This window comes from Pelagibius sp. (assembly GCF_965227505.1).
GTDB lineage: Bacteria > Pseudomonadota > Alphaproteobacteria > Kiloniellales > Kiloniellaceae > Pelagibius.
On record NZ_OZ245757.1, the window covers coordinates 2,662,887 to 2,676,828 of the forward strand.

The following is a 13,942-nucleotide window of genomic DNA, read 5'->3' on the forward strand; positions in this document are numbered from 1 at the left end:
GGCGGCGGCGGGGCCCGCACCCCAAAGTCTGTTCGGTGGGGTCTACACCGTGACCTTACAGATAGTCGCGGGTCAGGGTCTCGGCGATCTGCACGGCGTTCAAGGCCGCGCCCTTGCGAAGGTTGTCGGAGACCACCCAGATCGACAGGCCGTTGTCCACGGTCGGATCGCTGCGGATGCGGCTGACGTAGACCTGGTCCTCGCCGGCGCACTCCGCCGGGGTCACATAGCCCTCGTCGACGCGGTGATCGATCACGGTCACACCCTCCTGGGCGCTCAGCGCCTCGCGCGCTTCCTCCGGCGAGATCGGGTTCTCGAACTCGATGTTCACCGCCTCGGCATGGCCGACGAAGACCGGCACCCGCACGCAGGTCGCCGAGACCTTGATGGCCGGGTCCAGGATCTTCTTGGTCTCCACCACCATCTTCCATTCCTCCTTGGTGGAACCGTCGTCCATGAAGGAGTCGATGTGGGGAATCACGTTGAAGGCGATCTGCTTGGTGAAGATCTCCGGGCGCACCGGCTCGTTCACGTAGATGCCGCGGGTCTGGGTGAAGAGCTCGTCCATGGCGTCCTTGCCGGAGCCGCTGGCCGACTGGTAGGTCGCCACCACCACGCGGCGGATGCGCGCCAACTCGTGCAGCGGCTTCAGCGCCACCACCATCTGGATGGTCGAGCAGTTGGGGTTGGCGACGATGTTGCGCTTCGAGTAGCCCGCCAGGGCTTCGGCATTCACCTCCGGCACCACCAGGGGCACGTCCGGGTCCATGCGGAAGTGGGAGGTGTTGTCGATCACCACCGCACCCTTCTGCGCCGCCTTGGGCGAGAACTGGGCGGAGATCGAGGCCCCCGGCGAGGACAGCACGATATCGGTGCCCTTGAAATCGAAGGCGGCCAGGTTCTGGACCTTCACCACGTCGTCTTCGCCGAAGGAGATCTTGCTGCCGACCGAGCGTTCGGAGGCCAGGGCCGCGATATCGTCGATCGGAAAGGCCCGTTCGGAGAGGGTCGTCATGATCTCGCGGCCCACGGCGCCCGTGGCGCCGACCACTGCTACTCTGTATCCCATAACTCTACCTGTCTGCCTTTCCTAGTCGACGGACCCTAGTTGTCCGGGACCCTAGTTGTCCGGGGCCGTGGTTGTCCGGGGCCGCGGGAGGGGTTAAATCAAAGTTCTGCCGGGGGCTCAAGCTGGGGCTCAAGCAGGAGCTCAAGCGGTGAGCCCACGGCGGGTTCGCAACGGCGAAACGGGAGGGCGCGTGGTGGAACGCTCCCAGGACTATCGGTCTTTCTGGCCCCGCTATCTGGGCGAGCACGACAAACCGGCGACTCGCGCGCTGCACTATCTCGGCACGTCCCTGGGGCTGGTTCTGCTTGCCGGCGGCATCGCCACGGCCCTCTGGTGGCTGTTTCCCGCGGCACTGGTCTGCGGCTACGCCTTCGCCTGGCTGTCCCATGCCGCGATCGAGCGCAACCGCCCGGCCACCTTCACCCACCCGCTGTGGTCGTTCATCAGCGACTTCCGCATGCTTTTCGCCTGGCTGGGCGGCGGCCTGCGGGAGGATCTCGGCAGCCCGACGGCCCGTCGCTGAGCGGCGGCAGCCAGCGATCCTGTCTTGTCCCTGATCCTGTCCCTCGGAGGCGCCCCTTAAGAAGAAAGGCCGCCCAGAGGGACGGCCTTTCGTATCGTCCATGGGTCTGGTCGCCTAGTTCTTGGCAGTCTCCGGAGTGGTCTTGATGACCGGAGTCGACTGCTTGGCGTCCGCCGTGACGACGGGCTTCGAAATCTCAACCGTTTGGGAATAGCCGCCGCAGCCGGCCGCGAGAGCGGAGCCCGCGAACCCGGCGACGCCTGCCGCAACCACGAGGGCGGTAAGGGTCTTTTGCATCAGGTCTTCTCCCATTGGAGCGTGAGCGAGGACTGTAGCGGCGGGCCGGTGCCCGGTCAATTGATCGATTTGTGACCCTTGCGAAGCAGGGCACCGCGCCGACCCATCCCGCTCGCGGCCGGATGTCTCCCAGCCGGATGTCTCCCAGCCGGACGCCTCCCAGCCGACAGGCCTCAGAACGTGATCTTGCCCTGCACCGCGATGATGTCGATGGAGGTCTCGTAGGTCCCCTCCAGGCTGCCGCGGGCCGCGTTGTTGGGGTCCTCGAACCCGAGGTCGATGTCCGCGTCCGGCAGGAAGATATGGGTATAGCCCAGCGAGACCGAAAGCCAGTCGTAGGGATCATAGGAGACGCCGCCGGAAATCCAATAGCGGTCTTCATCGGGAATGCGCGGCGTACGCGTACGGTCGGGCACCGGGCTCTGGTCGAACGCCACGCCCGCCTTGAAGGTCCAGTCCTCGAACGGCTTGTACGTGCCGCCGAGCCCGAAGAACCAGGCATTGGTCCAGTTCTCGACGGTCACGCTGGGATCCTGGGCCGGATTGTCGAAGTTGATGCGCAGCTCGCGAAACCGGCTCCAGTGGGTCCACTGCACCTCGCCCATGATCGCAATCTCGTCGGTGATATCCTGGTGGATGCCCAGGCTGACCTGTTCCGGCAACTGAGAGCTGGCGTCGGCGCCGGTATCGACGAAGGTGCCGGTCGCCGCGGAAATGGCGTTGCCGACGCCGCTGCCGAGGTCGAAGTCGGCATCGCCCTCCAGGGTGTGGGAGACCATGGAGCGGTAGCCGAGGCCGATGCGCGTCCCCTCCATCGGTGTCAGGGTCGCGCCCAGGGTGAAGCCGAAGCCCCAGTCGTCGGCCCGCAGCACCGCGCGGCCATCCTCCTGGCCCGGCGTTCCGAAGAACGGCGCCCCGGCACCGATGGTGCCGAAGTCGATGGCGTTGGACAGCTTGGCATCCGCGTACTGGGCAACGAAACCGGCGCCGAGGGAGAGGTACTTGTTCACCCGGTAGGCCACCGTCGGCGAGATGTTGATGGTGGTCAGACGCGAATCCAGCGCGTGGTAGCGCCCGACCCAGCCCTCCGGGTTGGAGGTTCTAAGGCCGAAGGGCGCGGTCACCGCGAGGCCGAGGCGCAGGTCCTCGGTCGGCGAGATCATCGCGTAGGTGGCCGGCACAAAGGCGTCGACGCCGATGTCCTGATCCCCAGTGAAGCCGGTGCCGTTGCCGATGGCCCCGCCGCCGACCGCCGGAGTGAAAGTGCCGCTGCCGTTCTTGAAGTCGGCCTGCGGGATGATGACGCTGCCGACGACGACGAACTGGTTGCCCTCGTGAAAGGTCAGCAGCGACGGGTTGAAGAACATCGTCGAGATGTCCTCGATACCGGTCGAGGCGCTGGCGAAGGAGTGCGCCTGCGACGATGCGCTCTGTTCCTTGATGGCGAAACCCGCGGCCCAGGTCGGGCCGCTGATCATCGTCGAGACTGCGAGAGCCGGAATTGCCGCGAGCAGCCGGCGGCTGGCGGACAGGGTTGCCGCAGTTGTCTGTGCCACTGAGCGTCCCCCCAACGCTTGTTGCTTATGGTTGTGGGGAACTATAGCCGTTGTGATTAAGTGGTAAAATATCTGATCCACTCGTGTCACAAAAATGGCTTATGCGGCGCAGACTTGGCCTGCGGGGGCCGTGCGCCGGTTTGCTGAACAGCAATCCCGGGTTGTTGTCCGGAAGCCTCAGGCCGCCCTGGCATCGAGGGCGGCGAGCAGCGCCTCGCCCATCTGCGCGGTCGAGACCACGGCGGCGCCGGGCCCGGCGATATCGCCGGTGCGATGGCCGGCGGCCAGCACGTCCTGCACCCCCTTCTCGATCAGATCGGCATCCTCGGCCAGATCGAAGGAGTAGCGCAGCATCATGGCGAAGCTGAGCAGGGTGGCCAGGGGGTTGGCCTTGCCCTGGCCGGCGATGTCGGGCGCCGAGCCGTGTACCGGCTCGTAGAGCGCGGGGATGCGGCCGCTCGCATCGGCGGCGCCGAGAGAGGCGGAGGGCAGCATGCCGAGGGAGCCGGTGAGCATGGCCGCGGCGTCCGACAGCAGGTCGCCGAAGAGGTTGTCGGTGACAATGACGTCGAACTGCTTGGGCGCGCGCACCAGCTGCATGGCGCAGTTGTCGGCGTACATGTGGCTGAGCTCCACCTCCGGGAACTCCGCCTCGCGCAGCTTTGTCACCTCCTCGCGCCACAGCACGCCGGACTCCATGACGTTCGCCTTCTCCACCGAACAGAGGCGGTTGCCGCGCTTCTTCGCGAGGTCGAAGGCGACCCGGGCGACGCGCTGGATCTCCGGCGTGGTGTAGACCTGGGTGTTGATGCCGCGGCGGGTGCCGTCGGGCAGGGTCTCGATGCCGCGCGGCTCGCCGAAATAGACGCCGCCGGTCAGCTCCCGCACGATCATGATGTCGAGGCCGGAGACCAGCTCCGGCTTCAGGGTCGAGGCGTCGACCAGCGCATCGAAGCAGAGCGCGGGGCGCAGATTGGCGAAAAGCTCCATGTCCTTGCGCAGGCGCAGCAGGCCGCGCTCCGGCTTCAGTTCGAAGGGCACCTCGTCCCACTGCGGTCCGCCGACGGCGCCCAGCAGCACCGCATCGGCGGCCATGGCCTTGTCCACCGTGGCATCGCTGACCGGCGCGCCCTCGCCGTCGATGGCGGCCCCGCCCACCAGCGCCTCTTCGACGTCGAAGGTGACGGCGCGGCGCTTGTCCATCCAGTCGATGACCCGGCGCACCTCGCCCATCACCTCGGGACCGATGCCATCGCCCGGCAAAAACAGAAGCTTCTTGTTGGACGCCATGTCTCGCGTCTCCCCCGCAGCAGAATTCGTTTGAAGGGGCCGGCTGGCCCTCATAGGGACCGGCCGGCCTGTGTTGGATGGTTGTCTTGCCCCTCGAGAGAGGCCGCCTTAGCACCCGCGCGCTAACGCTCCCGGACCAGACTAGAGGACTAGAGCCACGGCTGGCTGCCGCTGCGCGCCTCCTCGAAGGCGGTGATCGCATCGGCCTTTTCCATGGTCAGGCCGATGTCGTCGAGCCCGTTCAGCAGGCAGTGCTTGCGAAAAGCGTCGATCTCGAAGCGGATCTTGCCGCCGTCCGGCCCTGTGATCTCCTGCTTCTCCAAATCGACGCTCACCACTGCATTGGCGCCGCGCTCAGCGTCGTCCATCAGCAGATCCACCTGCTCCTGCGGCAGGACGATGGGCAGAATGCCGTTCTTGAAGCAGTTGTTGTAGAAGATGTCGGCGAAGCTGGAGGCGATGACGCAGCGGATGCCCGCGTCCAGCAGCGCCCAGGGCGCGTGCTCGCGGCTGGAGCCGCAGCCGAAGTTCTCTCCCGCCACCAGGATGCTGGCGTCGCGGTAGGCCGGCTGGTCGAGAACGAAGCCCTCCTTGGGCTGGCCGGCCTCGTCGAAACGCATCTCGTAGAACAGGCCCTTGGAGAGCCCGGTGCGCTGCACGGTCTTCAGGAACTGCTTGGGGATGATCATGTCGGTATCGACATTGACCAGCGGCAGGGGCGCCGCGACCCCGGTCAGGGTGGTGAACTTGTCCATCGCTCTCTCATGTTCTTCTGGAGCGGGCAGCGGCGCGCTGCCCCGTTCCGGAAGCGGATCATAAGAGGTCAGGCGAAAAGGTCAAAGCCCCGCGCATGCAGGACAGCCATGCCCGGGTTTCCGGGCTTCCGAGGGGCTTGTGGCCTGCCCTCAGGCGCCCCAGCGGCGGACCCGGCCGGTATCGAGGTGGATGAAGCCGGACTTGGTGTAGAGGCCGACGCCACCGCCCTGGAGGGCCAGGGCCGCCTGGTGCAGGGCCTTCAGGTCGCGCTCCGGCAGGCGCACGTCGATGGCCATGCCGCGCATGTGCAGGGAGCGCCTTGCGACCCCGTTGCTCTTGGAGGCCAGCTTGGCGTTGGTCTTGGGCGAGCGGTAGGCGGAGATCAGTTCGAAGGGCTGGTCGCTGTCCATGGAGCGGCGCAGCGCGAAGAGCAGGTCCAGCAGCTTGCGGTCCATCTGCCAGACCTCGCCGCTGCGCCAGTCGCGCAGCACGTGGTTCAACCGCTGCAGACCCTCGGCCTCGACCACGCCGTCGCGCAGATAGGTGGCGGCCACCTCCTCGCCGGTGTGCAGCGAGCGGAAGGCCAGACTGCGGGTTGCCGGCATGGATGTGGCGGCCGAGGCGACGCCCGGCACCAGCAAGCCGGCGGTCAGCGCTGCGGCACCCGCGGCCGCGCCGGTCACGAATCGGCGGCGCGACGCCGCCCCTGCAGACAAAGGGTGAGCCCTGTGGTCCATGCCGCCTTAGGTCCTCTCTCGCGCGGATACGATACGGGGGAGATGTCCGTTCAGACCTTGCGCCCCCAATGACGAACGGACGGTTAACGGAATACACGCTTCGGCTGCGCGAAGCAACGGGAGGGGTAATCCGAAGGGAGTAGGCGCGACAGCGGAAAGCCGGACGCCATCAGGTCCCCACCCCTGAGTCTACTGTCGCCTCGGACGTCGCCTTATTCCAGATTGTCAAAGCGTCACCCTCGGACCTGTTCCGAGAGTCCATGGCGCCGCCCGCTGGAACCCCAATCGGAGAGGTTCGGGACTGCCATGCCCATGGATACCCGGGTCAAGCCCACTGGTGTCCGGTTTAGATTTGGTGGACTGAGCGCACGGTGTTGATTCTACTTGTGTCCAAGCGTTTGGCGACGTCCTGGGACACGAGAAAGGAACAACACCGTGCGACACCAGAATAGCGTTTTTCACGATCTTCTAAAGCGGGTTCCCTGGGGAGAGTTCGAGCGCCTGGTGGCTGAGCACGGAGCGGACCATCGGGTTCGCCGTCTGCCAACCAAGAGCCAGTTTATAGCCTTGCTTTACGGGCAGCTTTCCGGGTCGACGAGCCTGCGGGAGATCGTTGGCGGCCTGGAGAGCCATGCCAGGCGGCTCTACCACCTGGGTGGGCGACCAGTGTCACGCTCGACTTTGTCGGACGCCAATGCCCTGCGCCCGAGCGCGGTATTCAGCGATCTCTTTGCGGCGATGGTTGGTCAAGCCCAGCGGGGCCTGCGCCGCAAAGTCGGTGAGGCGGTCTATCTGATTGATTCCACCAGTATCCGCCTCAGCGGGATTGGCTGCGAGTGGGCGCACTTTTCAGCCAAAGCCTGCGGCGCCAAGGCGCACGTCATCTATGATCCCGCCGCTGACCGGCCGATCTATGCGGCGGTCACCGCGGCCAAGGTCAACGACATCACCGTCGCCCAGACGATGCCGATAGAGGCAGGAGCTACCTACGTCTTCGATCTCGCCTACTACGATTACGGCTGGTGGGCCAGGATGGATGCCGCCGGTTGCCGCATCGTCACCCGCTTCAAGTCCAATACGCCCCTGGCTGGAGCCGTTGAACTCGACGTAGTGGAAGGCACCAGCATCCTCTCCGACCGCATCGGGCTGTTGCCGCAGCGTCAGGCTAACAGCCGCAAGAACCCCTTCAGCAGCCCGGTTCGCGAGGTGCGCGTCAAGACCCACACCGGCAAGATCTTGCGCATTCTCTCGAACGATCTCAAGGCCCCAGCCAGGGAAATCGCCGATCTCTACAAGCGCCGCTGGGCCATCGAGCTGTTCTTCCGATGGGTCAAGCAAACCCTCAAAATCCGCCACTGCCTCGGAGCCAGCGAGAACGCCCTACGCATCCAGATTGCCGTCGCCCTCATCGCTTTCCTGATCCTGCGCATGGCTCAGGGCGACCAGAAAACCATCCAAAGCCCGCTCAAGTTCGCCCGTCTCGTCCGCGCAAACCTCATGCACCGACGCCGTATAGATCGGCTGATAACCGCCCAACCCGATCCACGCGAAAACCCAAATCAAATGGCCTTGCTATGGGTTTGAATCTAAACCGGACACCAGTGGGCTTGACCCGAGCATGACGAAATGAGAGTGAACAGCCCCAACCGGCTATCGGCGCAGGCACACACCCACGCCGCGTGTGCGGGTTTCCTCGAGGAACTCTATGCCGGCAGCCTCCAAAGCCTTGCGCAAGGCAGCGAGGCTCTCCGGCTGCGGTTCTCTGGCGCCACGTTCAAAGTCAGCGACCGTCGAGCGTCCAACACCAGCCGCTTCGGCAAGCTCCACCTGAGACATGCCCACAAGTCCACGGGCCGCCCGGCATTGACCGGCGGATACTGGCTTCATATAGCGCCATACAATTTGTTTGACATCAGTTCGCTGCGCTTGCTACACCTGTCATACAATATGTTTGGCGACGAGCTACCCCGCAGAGACATCACGGGGTGGCTCATTCACCGAACTGCGCCTGATCACGATCCGACTGCAAGGGAGTCAGGGGATGGCTGCGTCTATCCTTAGCACGGATTCGCCGTCCCTCAACTGGGGCGGACCCACCCCGGGCCTGCTGGTCGGGAACCAGTGCCGTGCGGCCCGTGCCATGCTCGAATGGAGCCAGAAAGATCTTGCGCGGCACGCCCGGATCAGCGCTGTGACCGTGCGCGGTTTCGAGCGCGGCCACACGAGGATCAAGCCCTCAACGGCCCGGCTGCTGCGCCTCACCTTCGAGGTGGCCGGCGTGCGCTTCATCGAGGCCGGCCCGTCCTGCGGCGCCGGTGTCCGCCTCGCCGAACCGGTCGACTAGCGCCGGCCGCACCCCCTCACCCAGCTTCGGCTAGGTTCGCAGCGCTCACCAAGCCTGCGCAACCCTCTCCCACCAGGGGAGAGGATTTTCTGTGCGGGGAAAGCCGTCTGCCTTACCGCCAGCCGCCGGCGCGGGCGCCGAGCAGGGCCTCGGCCAGCTTGGCGTCGCGGCCGTAGACGTCCTTGCGGAAGTGCACGCTGCCGTCCTTGTTGACCCAGGAGGTCAGGTAGCTGATGTGCACCGGCAGCGGCTCGTTCAGGGTGACGATGCGCCGCTCGCCTGAGGCGATGGTCTGATTGATCCGCTGCAAGGGCCAGTCGCCGGTCTTCGCCAGCACCGCCTCGGCCAGGCCCGGCGGGTCCGAGACCCGGATGCAGCCGTGGCTGAAGGTGCGCTCGTCCTTGCCGAAGAGCGCCTTCGCCGGAGTGTCGTGCAGGTAGATGTTGAAGCGGTTCGGGAACATGAACTTCAGGCGCCCCAGCGCGTTGCCGTCGCCCGAGCCCTGGCGCAGCTTGTAGGGAAAGCTGTTGCGGTTGACCGTGGCCCAGTTGACCGTCACCGGGTCGACCACGCTGGCACCGCTGCTCCAGTCGCTGAACAGGGTGAAGTTGTTGCTGGCCAGATAGCTCACATCCTGCTTGATCTTCGGCAGCAGTTCCTTGCGGGCGATGCTGGGCGGGACGTTCCAATAGGGGTTCATGACCAGATAGGTCATGCTGTGGCTGAAGACCGGCGTCGAGTGGTAGGGCTTGCCGACGACCACCGGCATGTCGAGCAGGGTCTTCTCCCCCTCCACCAGCTTCAGGAGCTGGTCGGCCAGATTGACGAAGATGTGGCGCCGGCCCAGGTCGTCCGGCATCCAGCGCCGGCGCTCCAGGTTCAGCACCATCTGCTCGATGCGCGTCTCGATGGGTACGTTGAGGGCGGCCAGGGACTTCTTGCCCACCGCGCCGTCCTGGGTCAGGCCGTGGCGGTACTGCATCCACTTCACCGCCTCGACCATGGGCTCGTCGTAGAAATCCGGGTCGCCGCCCGCCTCGGCCAGGTCGTTCTCGGGCTTCAGGTCGCCCCAGAGGCGCAGGCGCGCGCGCAGCAGGCCGACCCGCGGGTCGGTCATCTCCGGCTTCAGGGTCGGACCTTCGGGGATCGGCTGCCAGCCGCCCTGGGTCGCCAGCGCCCGGTACTCCGCCAGCGCCGCCTTTTGGCGGTCATAGCGCGGCGTGTTGGGGCGGTAGCGCTGCAGGAAGGCTTCCAGGTCCTGTGCCCCGGCGGCCGCGGCCAGGACGTCCTCGCGCAGCACCTCCTCGCGGAACACGAAGAGCTCCGGGTCGGCGACGTGGGGCGTGGTGCGCCCCTGGCCAAGATCGGCGGCAAAGCGGATCAGACCCTGGGTGAGGCGCACCTCCAGTTCGGCCAGCGCCGTCACCGTAGTGCTGTCCAGCAGGGCGGCAATCGCCTCGGTGCCGTAGTCGGCCGGGTCGAGGGCATCGAGGTCCGCCGCCGCCAGCAGCGCCGAAAGCTGACGCGCTTTCGGGCCGGCACCGCTTTCCTGAACCCAGAGCGGCTCCAGGCTCCGGGCCTGATAGAAGCGCTCCAGAACCGTCAGGGTCTCGATTTCGTCGTCGGTCGCCGCCGCGCCGACCCCGGCACGCAGCTGCGTCTCCAGGGCATTTTGCAGCGGACTCGCCTGGGCAGGGCCCGGGGCCGCGCCCAGGCTGAAGACAAGCAGGCACAAGCCCAACCCGATCGCACGGAGTTTCATCGCATCGTCCCCTCTTCGCCGCCCCCTTCGGCCGCCCCCTTTGGCGACCCCGGCCTGTGTTTTTTGCCCGCCGTTCTTCATGTACGGCGTTTTTGGCCCCAGGGACGCAGGCACCGACGGGTTTTGCCCTTCGGCGCCGCTCTCTCGCCCCTATAGGATCACAGCGGGCTGCGGGTTTCCACCCCGGCCCCTACAACCACAGGGCCCAGGGACGCTGCAAAAAAGGGGGAGCGCGCAGCGCCGGTGCGTGGTGGCCGCCCTCTCAAGCCCGGATGCGGCAGGACGGCAAGATCGGTGCGCCGGCGCACCCCCACCCCAACCCTGCCCCATCAAGGGGGAGAGGGAAGCTGGTATGGCCACCCAAAAATCACCCCTCCCCCCTTTGATGGGGGGAGGTCGGGAGGGGGGTGATACCCTCGCCATGCAAAGCCACCGCATCCTAAACGCCATAGCAGCGCCGATACTGTTGCCGGGGCTCGACGCTGGGGGCCAAAGCCTCTATCCCGGTCGCATGCGCATCCTCATTCTCACCCTGGGCTCGCGCGGTGACGTGCAGCCCTATGCGGCGCTGGGCGCCGTCCTGAAGGCCCGCGGCCATGATGTGACGCTGGCCACCGGGCAAGGCTTTGAGGACATGATCGAAGCGCAGGGGCTGGCGGCCACGCCACTGACCGACGACGTCCGAAAGATGATCCAGACGCCGGAGATGCAGAAGGCCCTGCGGACCTTTTCCGGCAAGGTGCGGGCCTGGCGCGCCTCCAAGGGCATGTACCGGCGCCAGCTCGACGAGATGTGGGCCGTCGCCCAGGACGTCCGGCCCGACATGCTTGTCTATCACCATCCCAAAGGCCTGGCCGCCCAGTCCATCGCCGAGGCGCTGGGGATCACCGCCATTCCGACGGCGCTGATTCCGGCCTACATCCCGACCGGCGCCTTCCCCAGCCCCGGCCTGCCGCTCGGCGATCTCGGCAGCTTCGGCAACAGGACGAGCCACCGGCTGGTGGTCGGCCTGATGTCCCGTCTGCTGGCCGGGCAGATCGGCGCCTGGCGCCGGGACAGTCTGGGGCTGGCCGCCAGGCCGCCGCGGGATCTCTTCGCCGGCCATCATCCGGAGAACAGAGCGGTGTTAAGGCTGCACGGCTTCAGCCGCCACCTGGTGCCGCCGCCCGGGGATTGGGGCGTCAAGGAAGAGATCACCGGTTACTGGTTTTCAGACAGTCCCGCCGACTGGCGGCCGCCGGAAGAGCTGGCACGCTTTCTCGAGGCGGGGCCGCCGCCGGTCTACGTCGGCTTTGGCAGCATGCCGGCGGAGGATGCGGAACACCTCACGCGGACCGTCCTGGAAGCGCTGACCCTGGCCGGTCGGCGCGCCGTGCTGGCAACGGGCTGGGGCGGCCTCGCCGCCGGGATCGCCGAAGACCAGACCGCCGCGCAGGTGCATGCTCTGGAAAGTGCGCCTCATGCCTGGCTGTTTCCGCGCTGCGCCGCGGTCGTTCACCACGGCGGCGCCGGCACCACCCACGAGGGGCTGCGCTGGGGCCGCCCTTCCATCCTCTGTCCGGTGTTCGGCGATCAGCCGTTCTGGGGACGGCAGGTCCTGAAAGCCGGTGCCGGCCCGCCGCCGCTGCCGCAGAAAAGGCTGACAGCCGCCGCCCTGGCCGCCGCGCTGGCAGCGACCGAGGACCCCAGCCTGCGCGCCCGGGCCGCGGCGCTGGGCGAGGCCCTGCGCGCGGAGCCCGGCGCCGCGGGCGCGGCGGCTGCCATCGATGGACTTGCGACCGGAGAGCCGGCAGCGAAAGACCGCCGCGCAGCCGGTCAGTGACGCTGCTTGCGGGACAGCGCCGTGAGCAGGGCCAGGTCGGGCTCGGGCTCGTGGGCGTCGCGCTTCATGCCTTGGGTAAAGGGCCTGACGATGCGCAGCTTGCCGCTGGACATGTCGCGCACCGCAACCAGTTCACCGCCCGCTCCTCCGCGGTCCGCAGGCATCTTCAAAAAGCGTTTCGGCATGTCATCTCCCTGGGTGTCTCCCTGCCTCTTCTCAAGGCAGGCGTTAAGGCCCCTCCTTGACCTCGAACGCGATGTCCGGTCTGACGCCGGACTGTCCGCGCCCCTGGGGTTCGCTAAAGCTCCCGCACGTCGGCCAGGCGGCCGGCGATCGCCGCCGCCGCGGCCATGCCCGGGCTCATCAGGTGGGTGCGCCCGCCACGACCCTGGCGCCCCTCGAAATTGCGGTTCGACGTCGAGGCGCAGCGTTCGCCCGGCTGCAGCCGGTCGGCGTTCATCGCCAGGCACATGGAACAGCCCGGCTCGCGCCAGTCGAAACCGGCCTCGACAAAGATGCGGTCCAGCCCTTCCTCCTCGGCCTGGTTCTTCACCAGGCCGGAGCCCGGGACGATCATGGCGTGCACGCCTTCGGCCACCTTGCGGCCCTCGGCCACCCGGGCAACCTCGCGCAGGTCTTCGATGCGCCCGTTGGTGCAGGAGCCGATGAAGACCTTGTCGATGGCGACCTGCGACAGCGGCGTGCCGGCCTCCAGGCCCATATAGGCGAGCGAGCGCTCCATGGCCTGGCGCTTGGCGTCGTCGCGCGCCTCCTCCGGGCTCGGCACCCGTCCGGTGATCGGCACGACGTCCTCCGGGCTGGTACCCCAGGTGACCTGCGGGTCGATTTCGCCGGTGGCCAGCGTCACTTCCTTGTCGTAGCGCGCGCCGTCGTCGGAGGGCAGGGTCTGCCAATAGGCGAGCGCCTGTTCCCAGGAGCCGGCCTTGGGCGCCATGGGGCGGCCTTTCACGTAGTCGTAGGTGGCCGCGTCCGGCGCGATCAGACCGGCGCGCGCGCCGCCCTCGATGGACATGTTGCAGACCGTCATGCGGCCTTCCATGGAGAGGTCGCGGATCGCCTGCCCGGCGTACTCGATGACATGCCCGGTGCCGCCGGCGGTGCCGATCCGGCCGATGATGGCGAGGATCAGGTCCTTGGCCGTCACCCCCAGCGGCAGGGCGCCGTCGACGGTGATGCGCATGTTCTTGGCCGGCTGCTGGATCAGCGTCTGAGTGGCCAGCACGTGCTCGACCTCGGAGGTGCCGATGCCGAAGGCCAGCGCTCCAAAGGCGCCGTGGGTGGCGGTATGGCTGTCGCCGCAGACGATGGTCATGCCCGGCTGGGTGAAGCCCTGTTCCGGCCCGATGATGTGGACGATGCCCTGGCGCACGTCGTTCATGTCGAAGATCGGCACGCCGAAGTCGGCGCAGTTCTGCACCAGGGTCTCCACCTGGATGCGGCTTTCCTCTTCCTCGATGCCCTTGGAGCGGTCCGTGGTCGGCACGTTGTGGTCCGGCACCGCCAGGGTCGCCTCGGGCCGGCGTACCTTGCGTCCGGCCAAGCGCAGCCCTTCGAAGGCCTGCGGGCTGGTGACCTCGTGCACCAGGTGGCGGTCGATGTAGATCAGGCAGGTGCCGTCGTCCTGGCGGTCGACCAGGTGGCTGTCCCAGATCTTGTCAAAGAGGGTGCGCGGACCCTCGGCGTCTCGGGCGGACATGTGTTTCTCGTTCCTTGCGGCCGTTGCATCCGGCCTTGTGGTTTCTATTGGGCGTGGTTTCTATCTGGC

14 protein-coding genes are annotated in these 13,942 nt (G+C 66.9%); 4 read left to right on the forward strand and 10 right to left on the reverse strand.

Going from position 1 to position 13,942, the window contains the following annotated elements:
* Positions 1–55: 55 nt before the first annotated feature.
* Complete coding sequence (locus ACO06P_RS12650) at positions 56–1,069, reverse strand: aspartate-semialdehyde dehydrogenase (RefSeq protein ID WP_420345600.1); 1,014 nt, start codon at positions 1,067–1,069, stop codon at positions 56–58.
* A 148-nt stretch (positions 1,070–1,217) separates the two neighbouring features.
* Between ACO06P_RS12650 and ACO06P_RS12655 the strand changes: the two genes are divergently transcribed.
* Complete coding sequence (locus tag ACO06P_RS12655) at positions 1,218–1,592, forward strand: Mpo1-like protein (protein ID WP_420345601.1); 375 nt, start codon at positions 1,218–1,220, stop codon at positions 1,590–1,592.
* Between the two features lie 114 nt (positions 1,593–1,706).
* Here the strand turns inward: ACO06P_RS12655 and ACO06P_RS12660 are convergent, their stop codons facing one another.
* The 5 genes from ACO06P_RS12660 to ACO06P_RS12680 form a co-directional block, all read right to left on the reverse strand.
* On the reverse strand, positions 1,707–1,889 hold the full coding sequence (locus tag ACO06P_RS12660) for a hypothetical protein (RefSeq protein WP_299397877.1): 183 nt from the start codon (positions 1,887–1,889) through the stop codon (positions 1,707–1,709).
* A gap of 173 nt (positions 1,890–2,062) precedes the next feature.
* Entirely contained in the window at positions 2,063–3,445 is a 1,383-nt protein-coding gene (locus ACO06P_RS12665) for an OmpP1/FadL family transporter (RefSeq protein WP_420345602.1), read from the reverse strand.
* 177 nt (positions 3,446–3,622) lie between these two features.
* The gene (leuB, locus tag ACO06P_RS12670; protein ID WP_420345603.1) at positions 3,623–4,735 is read right to left on the reverse strand and encodes a 3-isopropylmalate dehydrogenase; all 1,113 of its coding nucleotides are present in this window, start codon (positions 4,733–4,735) and stop codon (positions 3,623–3,625) included.
* A 149-nt stretch (positions 4,736–4,884) separates the two neighbouring features.
* Positions 4,885–5,490, reverse strand: coding sequence for a 3-isopropylmalate dehydratase small subunit (leuD, locus tag ACO06P_RS12675; RefSeq protein ID WP_420345604.1), 606 nt, complete (start codon positions 5,488–5,490; stop codon positions 4,885–4,887).
* 150 nt (positions 5,491–5,640) lie between these two features.
* The gene (locus ACO06P_RS12680; RefSeq protein ID WP_421938198.1) at positions 5,641–6,174 is read right to left on the reverse strand and encodes a YcbK family protein; all 534 of its coding nucleotides are present in this window, start codon (positions 6,172–6,174) and stop codon (positions 5,641–5,643) included.
* Between the two features lie 489 nt (positions 6,175–6,663).
* Here ACO06P_RS12680 and ACO06P_RS12685 point away from each other — a divergent pair, with 489 nt between their 5' ends.
* Positions 6,664–7,812 carry an IS4 family transposase gene (locus ACO06P_RS12685; RefSeq protein ID WP_420345314.1) on the forward strand — a complete coding sequence of 383 codons (1,149 nt, stop codon included), beginning with the start codon at positions 6,664–6,666 and terminating at the stop codon, positions 7,810–7,812.
* Positions 7,813–7,878: 66 nt separating this feature from the next.
* On the opposite strand, the gene ACO06P_RS12690 is transcribed toward ACO06P_RS12685, so the two are convergent.
* A complete protein-coding gene (locus ACO06P_RS12690) occupies positions 7,879–8,115 on the reverse strand; it encodes a helix-turn-helix domain-containing protein (protein ID WP_420345606.1) in 237 nt (78 codons plus the stop codon).
* A gap of 154 nt (positions 8,116–8,269) precedes the next feature.
* Here ACO06P_RS12690 and ACO06P_RS12695 point away from each other — a divergent pair, with 154 nt between their 5' ends.
* Positions 8,270–8,572, forward strand: a complete 303-nt coding sequence (locus tag ACO06P_RS12695; RefSeq protein ID WP_420345607.1) for a helix-turn-helix domain-containing protein — start codon at positions 8,270–8,272, stop codon at positions 8,570–8,572.
* 112 nt (positions 8,573–8,684) lie between these two features.
* Here ACO06P_RS12695 and ACO06P_RS12700 read toward each other — a convergent pair whose 3' ends face one another.
* Entirely contained in the window at positions 8,685–10,334 is a 1,650-nt protein-coding gene (locus tag ACO06P_RS12700; RefSeq protein WP_420345608.1) for a L,D-transpeptidase family protein, read from the reverse strand.
* A gap of 421 nt (positions 10,335–10,755) precedes the next feature.
* On the opposite strand from ACO06P_RS12700, the gene ACO06P_RS12705 reads away from it, so the two are divergent.
* Complete coding sequence (locus tag ACO06P_RS12705; RefSeq protein ID WP_421935192.1) at positions 10,756–12,156, forward strand: glycosyltransferase; 1,401 nt, start codon at positions 10,756–10,758, stop codon at positions 12,154–12,156.
* On the opposite strand, the gene ACO06P_RS12710 is transcribed toward ACO06P_RS12705, so the two are convergent.
* Together ACO06P_RS12710 and leuC are read right to left on the reverse strand one after the other, a co-directional pair.
* Positions 12,150–12,341 carry a hypothetical protein gene (locus ACO06P_RS12710; RefSeq protein ID WP_420345610.1) on the reverse strand — a complete coding sequence of 64 codons (192 nt, stop codon included), beginning with the start codon at positions 12,339–12,341 and terminating at the stop codon, positions 12,150–12,152. The genes ACO06P_RS12705 and ACO06P_RS12710 overlap by 7 nt on opposite strands.
* A 113-nt stretch (positions 12,342–12,454) precedes the next feature.
* Positions 12,455–13,873 carry a 3-isopropylmalate dehydratase large subunit gene (gene leuC / locus ACO06P_RS12715; protein ID WP_420345611.1) on the reverse strand — a complete coding sequence of 473 codons (1,419 nt, stop codon included), beginning with the start codon at positions 13,871–13,873 and terminating at the stop codon, positions 12,455–12,457.
* Positions 13,874–13,942 lie beyond the last annotated feature (69 nt).

What these genes read in the sequence shown, in the direction of transcription:
- ACO06P_RS12650 (WP_420345600.1), bottom strand. Translation starts at nt 1,069, where the DNA reads ATGGGATACAGAGTAGCAGTGGTCGGCGCCACGGGCGCCGTGGGCCGC.
- ACO06P_RS12660 (WP_299397877.1), bottom strand. Translation starts at nt 1,889, where the DNA reads ATGCAAAAGACCCTTACCGCCCTCGTGGTTGCGGCAGGCGTCGCCGGG.
- leuB (WP_420345603.1), bottom strand. Translation starts at nt 4,735, where the DNA reads ATGGCGTCCAACAAGAAGCTTCTGTTTTTGCCGGGCGATGGCATCGGT.
- leuD (WP_420345604.1), bottom strand. Translation starts at nt 5,490, where the DNA reads ATGGACAAGTTCACCACCCTGACCGGGGTCGCGGCGCCCCTGCCGCTG.
- ACO06P_RS12690 (WP_420345606.1), bottom strand. Translation starts at nt 8,115, where the DNA reads ATGAAGCCAGTATCCGCCGGTCAATGCCGGGCGGCCCGTGGACTTGTG.
- ACO06P_RS12695 (WP_420345607.1), top strand. Translation starts at nt 8,270, where the DNA reads ATGGCTGCGTCTATCCTTAGCACGGATTCGCCGTCCCTCAACTGGGGC.
- ACO06P_RS12700 (WP_420345608.1), bottom strand. Translation starts at nt 10,334, where the DNA reads ATGAAACTCCGTGCGATCGGGTTGGGCTTGTGCCTGCTTGTCTTCAGC.
- ACO06P_RS12705 (WP_421935192.1), top strand. Translation starts at nt 10,756, where the DNA reads ATGCAAAGCCACCGCATCCTAAACGCCATAGCAGCGCCGATACTGTTG.
- ACO06P_RS12710 (WP_420345610.1), bottom strand. Translation starts at nt 12,341, where the DNA reads ATGCCGAAACGCTTTTTGAAGATGCCTGCGGACCGCGGAGGAGCGGGC.
- leuC (WP_420345611.1), bottom strand. Translation starts at nt 13,873, where the DNA reads ATGTCCGCCCGAGACGCCGAGGGTCCGCGCACCCTCTTTGACAAGATC.